The 16,709-nt window shown below is 40.9% G+C and carries 11 protein-coding genes; 3 read left to right on the top strand and 8 right to left on the bottom strand.

The window, feature by feature from the left end; genetic code table 11:
• The coding region (locus V7K45_RS27045) for a hypothetical protein (RefSeq protein ID WP_335008139.1) at nt 1-180 on the bottom strand (180 nt) is incomplete at its 3' end.
• Between the two features lie 99 nt (nt 181-279).
• Here V7K45_RS27045 and V7K45_RS27040 point away from each other — a divergent pair.
• Entirely contained in the window at nt 280-441 is a 162-nt protein-coding gene (locus V7K45_RS27040) for a hypothetical protein (RefSeq protein WP_335008137.1), read from the top strand.
• A 227-nt stretch (nt 442-668) separates the two neighbouring features.
• On the opposite strand, the gene V7K45_RS27035 is transcribed toward V7K45_RS27040, so the two are convergent.
• Complete coding sequence (locus tag V7K45_RS27035; protein WP_335008136.1) at nt 669-1,481, bottom strand: class I SAM-dependent methyltransferase; 813 nt, start codon at nt 1,479-1,481, stop codon at nt 669-671.
• 533 nt (nt 1,482-2,014) lie between these two features.
• Between V7K45_RS27035 and V7K45_RS27030 the strand changes: the two genes are divergently transcribed.
• Together V7K45_RS27030 and V7K45_RS27025 are read left to right on the top strand one after the other, a co-directional pair.
• Nucleotides 2,015-3,436, top strand: coding sequence for an AAA-like domain-containing protein (locus tag V7K45_RS27030; RefSeq protein WP_335008134.1), 1,422 nt, complete (start codon nt 2,015-2,017; stop codon nt 3,434-3,436).
• A 5-nt stretch (nt 3,437-3,441) separates the two neighbouring features.
• Nucleotides 3,442-5,016 (top strand): AAA-like domain-containing protein, encoded by a 1,575-nt coding sequence (locus tag V7K45_RS27025; RefSeq protein WP_335008132.1) that lies wholly within the window; start codon nt 3,442-3,444, stop codon nt 5,014-5,016.
• A 401-nt stretch (nt 5,017-5,417) separates the two neighbouring features.
• Here V7K45_RS27025 and V7K45_RS27020 read toward each other — a convergent pair whose 3' ends face one another.
• The 6 genes from V7K45_RS27020 to V7K45_RS26995 form a co-directional block, all read right to left on the bottom strand.
• The gene (locus V7K45_RS27020) at nt 5,418-6,086 is read right to left on the bottom strand and encodes a sigma-70 family RNA polymerase sigma factor (RefSeq protein WP_335008142.1); all 669 of its coding nucleotides are present in this window, start codon (nt 6,084-6,086) and stop codon (nt 5,418-5,420) included.
• A 742-nt stretch (nt 6,087-6,828) separates the two neighbouring features.
• Nucleotides 6,829-7,641 (bottom strand): response regulator, encoded by an 813-nt coding sequence (locus V7K45_RS27015; protein WP_335008130.1) that lies wholly within the window; start codon nt 7,639-7,641, stop codon nt 6,829-6,831.
• Between the two features lie 323 nt (nt 7,642-7,964).
• Nucleotides 7,965-10,445, bottom strand: coding sequence for a hybrid sensor histidine kinase/response regulator (locus V7K45_RS27010; protein WP_335008128.1), 2,481 nt, complete (start codon nt 10,443-10,445; stop codon nt 7,965-7,967).
• A gap of 94 nt (nt 10,446-10,539) precedes the next feature.
• Complete coding sequence (locus V7K45_RS27005) at nt 10,540-11,985, bottom strand: ABC transporter substrate-binding protein (protein ID WP_335008126.1); 1,446 nt, start codon at nt 11,983-11,985, stop codon at nt 10,540-10,542.
• Between the two features lie 12 nt (nt 11,986-11,997).
• A complete protein-coding gene (locus tag V7K45_RS27000; protein WP_335008124.1) occupies nt 11,998-13,482 on the bottom strand; it encodes a sugar ABC transporter substrate-binding protein in 1,485 nt (494 codons plus the stop codon).
• A 421-nt stretch (nt 13,483-13,903) separates the two neighbouring features.
• A complete protein-coding gene (locus V7K45_RS26995) occupies nt 13,904-16,708 on the bottom strand; it encodes a beta strand repeat-containing protein (protein ID WP_335008122.1) in 2,805 nt (934 codons plus the stop codon).
• Nucleotide 16,709: the final 1 nt, after the last annotated feature.

Genomic DNA, 16,709 nt, shown 5'->3' with positions numbered 1-16,709 from the left:
GATATGGAAGCTTGGCTGCTCTCCAAACCAGAAACTATTAGTGTTGTTAACGTTGAAAATGACCCAGGCTACCAGTGCAGAGATATTGACCTCATCTGTACAACGCACAGTGGCGAAATTTTGATTGAGATTAAGGGCGACAGGTGGAACAAGACTCGTAACTTGTTCTTCGAGACGCATAGCAATCTAAAGAAGGGAACCCCCGGCTGCTTTATGTACACTGAGGCAGACTGGCTGTTTTATTACTTCGTGAACACTCGCCAACTGTACAGGCTACCAATGCCAAAGACGCGGGAGTGGTTTCACATCACCATGCGGCGGTTTCGGGAGCGCTCGACTACAACACCCGTAAGGAATAGTCATTACACCACTGTGGGGCGGCTTGTGCCGATTACAACGGTGATGCTGGAAGTGGCGGGGATTAAGATGGAGCAGCTGTAGGGTGGGATGGGGCGATCGCTTTTGCTTAAATAATACTTATCGAGAAACTTTTTTACCTTGCTCATATCTTAGTAAAGTTCCTTGTGAGCGCAGCTCATGAAGTCTTTTTTGCAAAAGTGCTTTTTGCAAGAGAGGGGAAAAGGTTTTGGTTAAAGGGGAAGAGGGCAATACGAACCTTTTCCCCTTCCCCTTTTCCCGACTTATGCAAGAAGTCTATTGTTTTTTCCTCACATTTCTAGCTTCCGGCCAACCATATACCACAAACCCACGGCATAGCGGATGTAATTGAGTTCTGTAAAACCTGCTTTCGCAAACTCATACTCGAAGTTGAAATGGATAAAGTCATCCAACCACGGTTCTTGAAAAGAAGCACTGAGGGCGTATTCACCCCGATAAGTATCAGCGTATAGTACCCAACCTCCGGGTTTGGTAATCCGGTACATCTCCTTCAGAATCTTAGGTGTCCACTCTTTAGGTGTCTCGTGAAAGAGTAGTGATGATGTGACAAGATCGAAGGAGTTGTCAGGGTAGCCAGTGTTACGAGCGTCCACCTGCTCGAAGGATGCCCTCTCGCTAAATCCAGCCTTGTTAAACTTGTGCTGACTAATCACCAGCATATAAGGTGAAACATCAGTAATGCGAAAAGTGGCTTGTGGAAACCGTTGTGCCAGTGCTAGCGCTCCACCAGCCGTACCTGCACCAAGCTCTAGCACCGTCTCAATTTGAGCGTCTTGAGGAATTAGTTCAGCCATTGTCTCGCGCAACTGCTGACAACTAACATTGTGGCTGAGGGGAATAATGGCATCCATCGCAGCATCCCAGGCTAAACACGACTGAGGATTGGTGTAGGAATCAGTTGACCCATGAATGGGAGCGTGGATATAGTCAGGGTAATATTCATGCTCAGTATGGTAGCCTTTGAGTTCCTCTTCCCAATTAATTGAGGCATATTCCTGCATTACTGAGGGCATCGCTGCGGTGATGCGTTGAATTACCTCGGTTCGATACGCTTGTTTTTTTTCTGCGTTCCATCTCGGCATAATCATCTCCTACTTACACTCGTTGCTGGTGTTCCTAGATTCCAATCTGGGAACGAGAAATAAACTGCAAATACAATAGAGCAATACTCCAAACAGTTTTTAATTGAGCCAATTCACAAGAAAGCTATCGATCCTTTAGGGTGCTAATTAGAATAAACAAGCACCGGAACGATAGCTATATGTAAATTGTACAGAGTACGTTACGGTGTCGCTAACCCTCTCTACATTAGACCTCTTGCAAAAGTGCTTTTTGCATTCTTGGGGAAAAGGGTAAAGGTTAAAGGGGAAGGGGACAATACAAAACCTTTTCCCCCACCCCTTATCCCCAGAGGGAACCCCACCTTCCCCTTTTCCCGACAAATGCCAAGAAGTCTATTTATTGGAGTATTGGAGAATTTATTTTTTGACATTCCTTAAGACCTGAAAATGGCAGGCGGAAATGAAGTTAACTGTTTAAATTTAAGTAAATACTGAAAAAAGTCTGAAAAATTCCGCTAAAGTCTTATTTAAAACAAACTTTATTCTTTTTAAAAATGAATATAGAAGAAGCACTAGTAATTTTAGATACATTTCTTGAACATGGTTTAAGTGATGTTCAAGAAATCATATTTCGTAAAGCTTGGGAAGGACAAACTTATCCAGATATCGCCGAAAGCTGTGGTTACGATGCCAATTATATAAAAGATGTTGGTTCTAAGTTATGGAAGCTACTTTCACAAGCTTTCGGGGAGGAAGTGACAAAAAGTAATTTTCGCTCAGTATTGAGACGGCGAGCGCAAAATAGCGTTTTGTCAGAACAACTACAACCTGTGCCAGCAGTTTTGAGACAGTCTCAGCCAACAAGCAGAGCCAAAGATGGAATATCAGCGTCTTCTTTGGTAATCGAAAAACAAGATGAGAGAAAAACCCCAGTCTCTAATCCCGACTTTTTAGAAAATCCTGGTGGCTCAGTGCCCCTAAATTCCTTTTTTTACATAGAGCGTCCGCCAATTGAAGAACGCACCTATACCGAAATCAATAAACCTGGAAGCCTAATCAGAATCAAAGCCCCTAGCAAAATGGGAAAAACATCCCTAATGCACAGAATTCTTACTCATGCCAAACAGACTGGGGTACACACTGTACAGATTGGTTTACAGCGGGCAGATAGTCAAGTTTTCACTAGCTTAGAAAAATTCTTACGCTGGTTTTGTGCTAACGTCAGTCGGCAGTTGAACCTAGAAATCAGACTCGATGATTATTGGGATGAGGATATTGGTAGCAAAGTTAGCTGCACATTGTATTTACAGGAGTATTTGCTAGAAAAAATTGACGCTCCGGTGGTCTTAGCTTTGGATGAAGTGAATCGCATTTTCGAGTATCCAGAAATCTCTAAAGATTTTCTGCCGCTACTGCGTTCTTGGTATGAAGATGCTTCCGAATTAGAAATCTGGCAAAAACTCCGATTAGTAGTAGTTCATGCCACTGAAGCTTATATCCCGCTAGATATTAATCAATCACCTTTCAATGTGGGACTGCCGATTAAGTTACCGGAATTTAGTTTAGAGCAGATGCAGGATTTGGCAGTACGTCATGGACTGGATTGGGCCAAAGGTGAGAAAGGATTGGAAAAGCTGGCTCCGCTACGAGCAATGATTGGCGGTCATCCTTATTTAGCTCGTCTGGCTCTTTATAACCTGGGAAATCAAACAGTAACTCTAGAGCAGCTATTACAAGAGGCTCCCACAATTGCCGGCATTTATAGCAACTATTTACGCCATCATCTAGCCAATCTCCAAGAACATCCAGAACTCGCGATCGCACTCAAACGGGTAGTTACCTCTCCCACAAGTGTGCAATTAGAAGCGATCGCTGCTTATAAATTAGAAAGTATGGGTCTGGTAAAACTTGAAGGAAATCAGGCAATGCCTAGCTGTGATTTGTATCAGCTATATTTCCAAGAGCAATTAACCTAAACGCTATGAATAAGTACGAATATCAAATTGGCGGTAGTCTCAAAGTTGATGCTCCTAGCTATGTAGAACGGCAGGCTGACTTTGAACTTTATAATGCTTTAATTCAAGGTGAATTTTGTTATGTCTTTAGTTCCCGCCAGATGGGGAAATCTAGCTTGCGATTACAAACGAGGCATAAATTAGAACAAGCAGGCTACAGTTGTGCATCTATCGACATGACTCGCATCGGCAACGGTAATATTACTCCTGCTCAATGGTATAAGGGCATAGTGGTTGACTTATTAAGGAGCTTTAATCTCTTTAGCAAAGTTAATATAAAAGCTTGGTGGTCGGAGCGGGAAGATTTACCTGCATTACAGCGATTGAGCCAATTTGTTGAAGACATTTTGTTAGTCGAACTAAAAACTGAAAAAATATTTATTTTTATTGATGAAATTGATAGTGTTTTAGGCTTGAATTTCCCGGTAGTCGATTTTTTTACTTTGATTCGCTCATGCTACAATCAACGAGCCGAAAATCCCGAATATAACCGTCTAACTTGGGCGCTGTTCGGAGTCGCAACCCCTTCAGATTTGATTGCCGATCGCAACTGCACCCCATTTAATATTGGTAAATCTATTGAACTGCACGGTTTTAATTTGTCGGAAGTTCAGCCATTAGCGGCAGGTTTAGAAAGTAAAGTAGCTAATCCGATGGCAGTTCTCAAAGAAATTTTAGCTTGGACAAATGGTCAGCCATTTTTGACTCAAAAACTATGTCAGATAGTAGTGCAAGAAAGAACCTGTGGAAGCAAAAATGTTGAAGAACACAGAAGTATAGAAGTTGATGAGCGTTATAAATTGGATAACCACTTACCAATTATTAATCAACATCTGATAAATTTTTATTACCAATTCCCCTTATTAATTTTAGAAAAACTAGTGCAAACCCATATTATTGAAAAATGGGAGGCAAAAGACGATCCAGAGCATTTGAAAACAATCCGCGATCGCCTGCTAATCAATGAACAGCGTGCTGGAGGTTTACTAGGATTGTACCAGCAAATTTTACAAGGAATTCAGATAGCTAGTGATGATGGAGAAGAACAAATAGAACTGCTGTTATCGGGGTTAGTAACCAAGCAGCAAGGGCAACTAATAGTAAAGAATCGGATTTATGAAGAGGTTTTTAACCAAACTTGGGTAGAAAAACAATTAGCAAAATTACGGCCATATTCTCAAGCATTCAACGCTTGGGTAGCCTCAGAGCGCTGTGATAATTCCCGACTATTACGCGGGACAGCTTTACATGAAGCGCTAGCTTGGTCACAAGGCAAAAGCTTGAGCGATCTAGATTATCAGTTTTTAGCAGCTAGCCAAGAATGCGATCGGCGAGAAGTTGAGACATGGTTAGAAGCAGAACGAACTAAAGAAGTTAAAGCTAGACTCGTTCAAGAGCAAAAAGCAGCTAGATTTCAAAGATTATTTTTTCTAGGCGCGTTCGGTTGGGCATTAATAGTTGTTTTAGGATTGGGAATGGTGACTTTTGAGTATAAAAAGCACTGTTCAGTAACCTCAAAGCAATTACTACATTACCCATGAGTAGGACAATGATTCGTGCGTATTTTTTAATTTTTTGTCGAATTCCGATTTTTTATGTTATGTGTTTAACTAGAAACTTTTACGGCTCATAATACTATACATAGATAAATGCAAACTCAAAGTGTTATAGCAATCGTAACGATTTCAACAGGAATTTTAGGAATGCTTGGAGCGATTTGGGCAATATTTTATTTCAGATATACCCAAAATATCAAGCAAGTTTTGAATTGCTTTTCTACTTCTTTTGTGCCGATTTGATTGCTGGAATTGTTGGTCTAATTATTGGTATTTTATTTCAGTCGATACTTTATTAAGGTATCAAGTTTGCAACGGACATTATTAGAACGTTCTTTGAGAGAGAGTACGCTAGTAGTACTTATTTTTTCATGCCCAAATAGCATTTATAATAAATCCTCTATCTCAGCATATTTCCGCAAGCGTGGTAGACACTGCCGTTGATAGAAACTGCTTAATGTCGCAATTGGCAGCCCAAAGTCTTTAGATAATTCTTTCCAGCTAACTTCCGGGGGTAAGCGTTTGAGAATTAATACCTGACAATTTACGTCTGGACGCCCTTTAATGTGAGTACTACGTAGTTCCATATCCGAGTCTGTCTCCACCCATATCTCCAGGTTTTCCAAAATGGGAGGCGCTTGGGGGGCAGCTGGTATATTATCTATCGGGTCAATAGTTTCATCAATCTCACCCGACTTAAACTGACGAACCCCAAAGGAGACTGTTGTGGCTTTTTCCCGGTTTTGGTTGAGATAAAAGTCTTGTAGTCTGCGTTTTAGGTAAGCATCTAGCCAATTAATTACACTACCTTGAGTGGAGTCATAGGCTTGAGCTGTCAGACCATCACAAACGTTGCGGCAGAAATACAACCAAGTTTGTTGCAGTGCGTCTTGATAGTAGGGAGTATTTTCCTTCCAGAGTTTACCTTGTGTCAAACGAATAATTTGCGTGAGCAGCTTCTGACGTTGAGGGCTTCCAGGTGAATGTTTACGGGCTTGGGCAACTAAGGATGCTAGCTGTTCATTTAGATCCTTCTTAACTGAGGTGCTAAACAATAGATGCCTGACTTCCTGTTTTACTGGTAGTGAATGACTCTGAATGTCTAAATCAGTAGTAACATCTTCTACAGTCAAAGAGTTGTTGCTCACCCGATTGGTATTTCCTTGCTCAGATGCTTGAATACAGCGATGAATTGCTTCTTCAGGCGGGATAAAATTTTGGTTTATACTATTTTTTCGCATCTTATTTTCTTTCCTCAAGTTTATTTTTTCCGCATACTTTGCTGGCTTGATACACTACAAAGCATCTCTTTGCTTGATTTTTGATGCTGTCACTATCTGTCAGATATCAGAGTTAATAACGCTATAGTTGCAATGGGCAATACCCTTTTGCTCACCGACTCAATTCAATCTACATAATCAACTCAGTAGGAGGACATAATTAAATGTAAAATGCAAATCAGAAGAACCTGTTACTGTTGGGGTTTTCCGTTCTGCTCCTACTTATTAGACGTTCTTAAGGTTTTGGATTGAAGTTTACTTTCACCATACCTTTAATTTAAGTGAATCACTTACTTTTTAACAGCATGAAAAAGTCATAATTCGTCAGGAATTTTGCCGTCAAAGTTTTATTAATTTATGTAAAAAATGTCAGTAACGTCAGGAAAAATCTCTTTTCCCACCTGTGTTAGCAGTTTTGGATTAGAAGTTTTGACTAAAGGTATCTTCCGGCAGTCTCAAACTACTTATTCATTTACGGTTTTGATACAAAACACTTTATTGGCTTGCTGAAATGGTGTTAGCAGGAGGTGATATCGCGGACACTAGCACAATGGTACTCTTGTCCGTTTAACTCCAGATAATTGACAGTTATTTCCACGGCTATGTCCTGACCATCTTGAGTTCGTTGACTAGACTCAAAAGTGAGAGAGCCTTTTTGTCTAACTTCTTCCCAGTGCGATCGCCAAGCAACCGTCGAAAAATTTGGATCTATATCGTAAACAGTCATGGTCAGCAATTGGGCGCGGGAGTAGCCAAGATGACGACAGGCGGCTTCATTCACGTAAACAAGCTGGGCATCCGAATTGACAAAAAAGATAGAATCCTTAAATTTATCTAGATAAAACTGGCTGAGGCGCAGTGCTGATTCTGCTTTTTGGCGATCGCTAATTTCCTGCTGCAAAAGTATATTTTGCTGGGTCAGTTGTTTTTGCAACCTTCGGATAGTCAAGTTATTTTCTACACGGGCAAAAACCTCTTCTTCACTAAAAGGTTTGGTAATATAATCCACTCCCCCGACTGCAAAAGCTTTTACCTTATCAAAAACTTCATCCAAGGCGCTAATAAAAATCACCGGAATGTCGCGGGTTTTCTCTGAGGCTTTCAAATGTTGACAGACTTCATAACCATTCATTTCTGGCATCATGATGTCAAGCAAAATTAAATCGGGTGGTGCAGCTTGTGCTGTTTTCAAAGCTGTTTGTCCGTTAATCACTCTCCGAATTTCATAGCCAACCTGAGTTAGCATGGCGGATAAAAGTCGCAGATTATCAGGTGTATCATCAACAACAAGAATATTTGCTTTTGGTAGCTGAACTTGATGGTTATCCATATTTATTAGAAATAATTTATCAGAAAAGAATTCAGGAGCCAGAAATCAGAATTCCAAATTGAATTAGAGTCCGACTGGTGAATGAATGGGTTTAAGATCCCCACCAAATATTTTTGTGCATTCACGACACGAAAATTTAGTGATGTTTAATTAGTGGCGGATCTCATATCAAGTCTGGCTAATTAGTTATGATTTCCCCAGTCATTGCACCCCACACGCCAGATGCGTTTAATAAGTAATCAAGCGGATATCATATCAATCCCCCACTTTCTTGTTCTGACTCCTAAATTCTGACTTCTGAATTCTGATTCAAAAATCATTTTTTACGATTGTGTTAAATCAATAACTTTATCAATGCGAAAGTTATTAACCCAATCAGACAGAGTGTTTGTCAAAACAGCAGATTCTTCAGGAATTTGCTCAAGCAAGCTAAAAATCAGCTTTTCATCAGTACACAGTGCCGCTTGGTGGAGCTGTGCTACCCACTCAGTAGGCATCTGAGCCAGCATCTCTTCTAATGATAAAATTTTCAGGTCGGAATTTTCGGCAAATTCGTCTTTTTGAAGGGGTTTCTCCGCATATACATAGCGCACCCCTAAATATTTAGACATCATATTCAAGATTACTTCCTCTCGGAACGGCTTACGTACAAAATCGTTGCAGCCAGCCGATAAAACCACAAAGCGCTCCTCATCAAAAGCACTAGCAGTTAGGGCAATAATGACAGTAGCTTGACCCTTTAAAGTAGCTCTGATTTGTTTAGTAGCTTCATACCCATCCATTACAGGCATCCGCATATCCATCCAAATTAGTTGTGGTTCCCAAGTTTCCCAAAGAGTTACCCCTTCTTGACCATTTTCAGCGTGACGTACCTCGAAGCCAAGGGATACTAGCATCTTGACTAAGAGTTCGCGATTTTCCCATTTATCTTCAACTACTAAGATTCGGTATTTTGGTTGATTAGGCTCTAAACCAATTACTCGTCGTTTTAGCTGTCGAATTGGAGCTTCAGCTACTTCTGCTAAACTAATTTGGAGATCAAAAGAAAAAATCGTTCCTTGACCCAAAGTACTGCTAACAGTAATACTTCCCCCCATTAGATGTACAAATTGTTGGCTAATAGTTAAACCCAAACCTGTTCCTTGCTGAGATTTTCGACCTGCTTCTGTTTGAACAAAGGGTTTAAACAACTTTTCAATTTCGGCAGGTGCAATCCCTGTCCCGGTATCTTCGACTTCAAAATGAAGCCAGAAGAATGAGGAGCGAGAGTTTTTTATTACTTGTGTTTCTTCTTGTCGCTGTAGCTTACTTTCTTCCTTCATCCGAACTCGTAAACTAACACCACCTTCTTGAGTAAATTTGATAGCATTACCAAGGAGGTTAATCAAGATTTGACGCAATTTACTTTCATCTGTATGCACATATCTAGGAACTTCAGGTCTACGTTCAAACATCAACTGTAAACCTTTAGATTCTGCTTTAATTTGAAACATCTCTTCAAGTGAATCAAGTAGAGTGTACAAGTCAAAGCTATTGTTGTTCAGTGTCGTCAAACCCGCCTCAATTTTGGACATTGACAACACATCATTAATCAAAGTTAGCAAATGCTCTCCACTGCGACTGATAATTTCTAAATGTTCCAACTGAGAAGCATTGATAGAAGAATCGCGCATCATTAGCTGAGTAAAGCCAAGAATGCTGTTAAGAGGAGTACGAAGTTCGTGACTCATGTTTGCGAGAAATTCGCTTTTGGCACGGTTGGCAGTTTCGGCTTCTTTGGCTTTTAGTTCTAATCTATGGCTGTAATTCTCTAACTGTTCGCCAGAGATTTTTAACTGTCGCGTTAGCCAAGACACTCCAATCAATAGAAATCCCATTGATAAGAATCCCACTAGCATCATCGTCCCTGCTAATCGTCGAGCCGGCGCAAAGGCTTCTTCCTGGTTCATCTCCACCATTAAGGCTAGGTCTTGGTCATTGAGCCAGTGATATACTCCAATTACTAACACTCCAGCATAGTTAGGATAAAGTCCTTGACCACTAATTCCACCCATTGCTGCATCAATACCTTGGCTACTAACTCCTTGAGAAAAGTCCGGTGTTTTATCTTTATCTTTTGAAATAAAAGCGTTTTTAGTTACTAAAGAACCAACTAAATAAGTTTCTCCACTCTTACCTAAGCCTGTACGTTCCCGTACAATTTGATCTATTCTGCCTAAATTGAGATCGGCTAAAAGAATACCTTGACGTACCTTGGCTGCATCACGTAGAGGGGTTGCAAAAGTCACTGATGGCTTACCAGTAATCGGTGAGGCATAAAAGATGGGGGCAAAAGAGTCTCCTGGTTGAATTTGTTCAATATAGGTGATATTAGCTGAAATTTCATATTGACCTTCACGCTGTTTGTTAGTAGATAAAATAATCCGATTGCTCCGGTCAAGAATGGAAATTTCTCCCAGACTTGGCTTGATTGTAGCCATGTTTGCGAGATAATCTGAGAGGACTTTGTAAGCTTTACGATAATTTGCGTCGGTGGGTTTGGAATTTAAAAGGATTTGAAAATTATTTTGTACGTCTGGAAACTGAGTTACTAAGAGAAAATCTCGTTCTTGGTCTTCAAACCAACGGGTAATTTCTTCCTCTTTCAGGGTAGCAGCAGCACTGAGTCGTTCAAAAGCAGCTTGTTTCAAAGCTTCCCTCGCATTGAGAAAAGCAAATCCTCCTACTACACCTACAGTTACCAAGGATAGGAATAAGAAGGAACTGGCAACTTTAATAGTTAGGTGCTGATTCCAGAAGTTCATATATTTACAACTTGTTTCTTATTCTAAAGATATTTATCTTTTTTATTATTCATGTAGATAGGTTATTCCTTTAGTTAATATAAATAATTATTGATTACCATTGGGCAAAAATCTGTTTGATCTGCTTAATTGCTTCATCAGTTGCTTGCTCTGGAGAAATTTTATCTACTATTATTCGATTAAGAGCTTTTCCCCAGATATTCTCCTCTAACACTACGCTGTATGCCGGGTTTTGGACATAATAAAACAACCGCGTTGAACCTTCCGTTACCGTCTTAACGGCAGTTGAAACGTGCGGGTCAGCCGGGTTTTTCCAAAATGGGTCTTGCCAAAGTGTCTTGATGATAGGTAAATTACAACCTCCAGCAGCTTTCAGATACTTACCTATCACCTGTGATTGGGTGAGATATGCAAGAAAATCCAAAGCTTTTTTCTGTTGTTGGGAATCGGCGAACAAAACTGCTTGCCGAAGTGTGAGTAGATAACGCATTGGCTTGCCGTTGGGTTTGTTGGGAAATTTTAAAATACCAAGCTTATGGCGATAGGTGTCGGGATCTTGGCGCACAGAGCAAGGAATTGAGAGGGTGTTGTTAGGAGTCATCACAACCATACGGTTGAGCAAGCTGCGATTATTATCTGGATTTAACCAATTGAGTGCATCTGGTGGCACATAACCTTGTTGGTAAAATTTGGTATACCAATCTAATGCCTGGACAATTTTTTGTCTCACCTTTGGCTCGTCGATCGCGAGTTTACCTTCTGAGTCGAGAATTTGCACATCGTATGCTTCTAAAATATGCTCAAAAAAGATGTAGGTATCTGAAGCTCCAGTAGAAAAAGGAAAACCTAATCCATAAATATCCTGTTTTTGCTGTTTTGCCCGCAGTTTGTTTTGCACTTGTTTCCAAAACTGCCAAAAACCATCCCAATCTTTGGGGATATCGCTTTCACTGCGACCTATTTGCTCTAGCAAGTCTCGCCAGTAGAAAATGTGAACTGTTGCCTGATTGATTGGAACTGCATAGTAGCTTCGTTTTTTTGCAGCATTATTATAATAATTAACAGCTTGCAGGGCATATTCAGGATAAAGATTTTTGACTGGCTCAATTACATCCGTTACATCCGCCAGTTTCCCTTCCCAAGCCAAATGCGGATTCAAGGCTCTCTCAGCGCCGTAACTCATCATAATATCGGGTGGATTACCCGCATGAATGGCCCTACGCGCCTTCTGCGGTAGCTCATCGCCGATATAGAAGGAAAGCTTGACTTGATTACCAGTTTGTTTTTCCCAGTTACTCGCCAATTGCTTGATTGCTTCATCCTCATCGACAGTAAAACCTTTATCCCACCAAATCTTTAAAACTGTGTTGTCAGTAGGCGAGTGGGTGACTGAAGATTGTTTTAATGGAGAGGTGTTAGTACAAGCAATAATTATCAAGCTGAGTGTGAATACGATGAACACATATCTGCGATAATGGTAATGTTGCGGCTGATTATGAAAGCCTTTAGCAATTTGACTAGCTTTTGTTTTAAATGTCATATTTATAAAAGCTTACTGCCATTGCTCAAAAATTTGCTTAATTCGGGCGATCGCTTCATCAGCTGCTTGCTCTGGAGAAATTTTATCTACAACAATTCGATTGAGCGCCTTACCCCAGACATTATCTTTTAAAACCAAGCTATAGGCTGGGTTTTGGACAAAATAAAATGGGCGAGTTTCTCTGTTGAGAAATATATTAATGGCAGTCGAGAGATAGGGATCTTTGGAATTTTTCCAAAAAGGATCTTTCCACGCTGATGTTAAAACTGGTAAATGACGACCTCCAGAAGCCTTGAGATAATTTCCCATCACTTCTGGTTGTATTAAGTATGCAAGAAACTCCTTGGCTAGTTTCTGTTTCTGAGAATCGGCAAATAAAAACGCTTCCTTAACCGTAATTAAGTAGCGCATTGGCAAGCCATTAGGTTTATTTGGAAACTCTAAGATACCAAGCTTTTGATAATATGTATCAAGGTTTTGCCGTACAGCAGCAGGAATTGAAAGCGAGTTGTTAGGAGTCATAACCACGCTTTGATTAAGTAAGCTACGATTATTATCTGGATTCAACCAATTTACAGCATCTGGTGGGACGTAGCCTTGCTGATAAAAATTTGTGTACCATTTTAAACTGTTAATAATACCTTGACGCACTTTCGGAGCGTCAAGGAGGAGTTGATCCATAGAATCTAAAATTTGCACGTCGTATGCTTCTAAAATCTGCTCAAATAAGTAGTATGTATCAGCAGAACTAATGCCGAAGGTAAATCCTAATCCATAAATATTCTGTTTTTTATCTGGTATTTGTTTTGTCCGCAAGTCATCCTGGATTTGTTTCCAAAACTCCCAAAAAGCATCCCAATCTTTTGGTACATCACTTTCCTTACGACCTATTTGCTTTAGCAAATCTCGCCAGTAAAAAATGTGAATAGTTGCTTGGCTCATTGGCAGAGCATAGTAGCTTCGCTTTTGAGTAACATTGTTATAAGACTGAACAGTTTTGAGAATTTTTTCCGGGTAAAAACTTTTAAGTGGCTCAATTACATCTGATATATCTGCTAGTTTGCCTTCCCAACTTAAACGGGGAATAATTTCTCGATCGGCAGTATAACTGGTAACAATATCAGGTAGGTTGCCAGCCTGAATTTCTCTTTGAATCTTCCGTGTTAGCTCATCTGTAGAATATAAAGAAAGCTTGATTTTGTTGCCAGTTTGTTTTTCCCACTGGCTAACTAGTTGCTTGAGAGCTTCATCTTCTTCCTGAGTAAAACCTTTATCCCACCAAATCCTTAAATCGGTAGTTTCACTGGATAACTTATCAAGTGGGGAAGGGGAGGATTGATATGTGTTAGTGCAAGCAATAATTATCAAGCAGAGGATTAATGCTATGAGTGCGTAGCGACGGTTGATTAGTCTTGGTACTACGCTAAAAGCTTCTTTAGCTCTCTGCTGACTCTTCAAGACTTGAGCAATCTGACTGGCTTTTTTTCTGGACAACACACTTCTAGAGCTTATATTTAAACTGAATAGATATACTCAATTTAAAGCTTTTTGTCGATCTCTTAATAATTTACAAGCGATCGCTCTTGAAAGAAATGGGTAACTGCTTGCTTTTGGATAAGACGGAACGCATTACCAAAGCTGGGCGGTGGTAGCACATCGCCTCCCTATTTGCACTGATTAGAATAGACTTCTTGCATAAGTCGGGAAAAGGGGAAAGGGGAAGGGGAAAAGGTTCTGCAAAAGTCCCTTTCCCCTTTAACCTTTACCCTTTTCCCCAAGAGTGCAAAAAGCACTTTTGCAAGAGGTCTAATAATTATTCTGCCGCGTGGTTTAATTATTCCATTGATGAATCGAATGCGAGGTGTTTAACGTACCACCTCGCATTCTGAAGATTTCTATTTGACTGTGGCGTTAAGGATTAAACAACTAGCAAGTTATTTTGACTTAGTGACACTCCACCAGATAGTTGTGCAAATTGTACCTGAGCAAATCCACCCGCACTGCCATCTTGGTCAAAATATAGCGCACCTGTAGTATTGTTATAGATAAATCGCTGATTGCTGGTTGTTGCAGATGTTCCAAGGGTAAAAGAGCTAGCTGAGAGTAAACCTGACGATAACCCGCCACCAAAACCAGCAGCCGATACCTGAATCTGTTCATTAGCCGCGTTGAAGTTATAAATGTTATCAATGCCTTCATTGAAACTAGTGAAAACAAAGGTATCTATACCAGCTCCTCCATAAAGGTTATCATTACCTTTGCCACCTTTGAAGGTGTTCTTACCAGAAGCGCCAGAGGCTGTGAGAGTATCATTACCATCACCTCCATCCAGTAGATTATTGCCTGATGAATAGTCAACAATCAAGCGATCGTCATTAGCACCACCATTGAGGGTGTTATTGCCAGAGACAGTATAAGCTCCGTATGAGGAATATAAGGAGGCTGAACCAGCGGCTGTGAGAGTATCATTGCCATCGCCCCCATTCAGTAGGTTATTGCCTGATGAATAGTTAGTAACTAAGTTATCATCACCAGCACCACCATTGAGGGTGTTCTTACCAGAGATAGCATCGAGAGAAAAATTGCCTCGGTAGTCGTCGTAGGAGCCAGAGACATCAAGAGAATCATTATCATCACCACCAGAGAGCGAATTATTACCATTTGAATAGTCAGCACTCAAGTAATCCTTACCTGCACCGCCGAGAATCGTGTTATTTCCACGTCCCCCAGCAAGGGTATCGTTGCCATTGCTCCCCACAATCAAATCATCGTAGTCTGTACCTGAGATATTTAATTGTTCGATATTCTTGTAGCTTACCTGATTCGGGCCTGCTGTAATCGAACCAGCATTAGTAGCAGCATTGAATGTCGAAGTGATTCCCTGACCGATGGAATAGTTATAGAAAGACAACAAATCGTTACCTTTCCCTCCATCTATGGTATCTTTGCCATTGCCTCCGGCGAGTGTATCGTTGCCATTGCCCCCTACAATAAAATCATTGTAGGCTGTACCTGAGATATTTAATCGTTCGATATTCTTGTAGCTAACCTGATTCGCGCCTGATGTAATGGAGCCAGTGTTAGTAACAGCATTGAATGTCGAAGTGATTCCCTCACCCCCGCTAGAATTACTGTAATAATTGGCTTCCAATAAATCATCACCTTTTCCGCCATCGATAGTATCATTGCTACTACTCGCATAGAGCGAGATAGTATCGTTGCCATTACTCCCCACAATCAAGTCATTGTAAACTGTACCTGAGATATGTAATGCTTCGATATTCTTGTAGTTAATCAGATCCGTGCCCGCCCTAATCGAGCCAGTGTTAGTAGCAGCATTGAAAGTCGAAATAATTCCCCCACTAGGATAGATATACGAAACGCTCAACAAATCGTTACCTGTTCCACCATCTACTGTTTGAGTCGCTAAGGAAGGTGGAGAAGTATATAGGACGAAAGAGAAGGAATCATTACCATTCCCTCCATTGAAAATGTTATTACCAAACCTGCCCTCGGCTTTTTTGTCGTCGTAGTAGCCAGAGGCAAAGAAAGAATCATTGCCATCCCCCCCATTGAGGATGTTATCGCCTGTTGAATAGTTAACACTCAATTGATCGTCACCAGCACCACCATTGAGAGTGTTATCACCGGATGTAAAAGAGGCGGAATAGTCGTATTCGCGAGAGGCGCTAAGAGAATCATTGCCATCTCCTCCATTGAGGATGTTATCGCCTGTTGAATAGTTAGCATCTAATTGATCGTCACCAGCACCACCGTTGAGGGTGTTATTGCCATCTGTCTTAGACGCAGAGAGATTATCACTGCCATCGCCACCAGAGATTAGGTTATCGCCTGTTGAAGAGGTAGCACTGAATTGATCGTTACCAACACCGCCGTCAAGGATGTTATCGCTTGTTGAATAATCAACATTCAAGTAATCGTTACCTTCACCGCCAAAAATTGTATCATTGCCATAATTTGAATCGTTGCCACTACTGCCTCCGAAGAGTAAATCGTTGCCATTGCTTCCGACAATAAAATCAGCGTAGGTTGTACCTCTAATTTCTAATTGTTCGATATTGGTGTAGTTAATCTGATTTGTGCCAGCCCGAATTGAGCCAGTGTTAGTAGCAGCATCGAAACTCGAAGTGATTCCTTTAGTAGCACGGGTGTAATATACAGACAAATAATCCTGACCTGTTTCTCCATTTATATTTTGAGTCGTTAAGGAAGAGGGGGCAGTTTTTGAGGCGGACAAATGGAAGTCATCATTACCAGCGCCTCCATTTAGAGTGTTTCTACCCCGGACTTCATCAGCGTAAAAGGAATCATCGCCGTCTTTGCCTGAAACCGTATTGTTGCCAGCAGAATAGCTAATATCAAGGTAGTCATCCCCTGCATCTCCACTGAGGATGTTATTTCCAGAAGAATAGGAAGCATCAAGGGTATCATTTCCCTCATCACCCCGCAGCAAGTTATTACCAGTACCACCACGGAGGGAGTCGTTATCCGTACCACCACGGAGAGAGTCGTTATCCGTACCACCAAGGAGAGTATCATTGCCTGCACCTCCAATGAGGCTATCATTTCCGGCATCACCGCTTAAAAGGTCGTTGCCATTTTTGCCATCGATGATATCATCACCCACTTTAGCGTTAATTGTATCTGCGTCCTGAGTACCCAGTAGATTATCTTTACCGTTGGTTCCAATGATATTCACCATA

The organism is Nostoc sp., from assembly GCF_036917375.1.
GTDB lineage: Bacteria > Cyanobacteriota > Cyanobacteriia > Cyanobacteriales > Nostocaceae > Nostoc.
The sequence above is the reverse complement of the archived record's forward strand: the minus strand, read 5'-3'. Positions and strand labels throughout refer to the sequence as shown.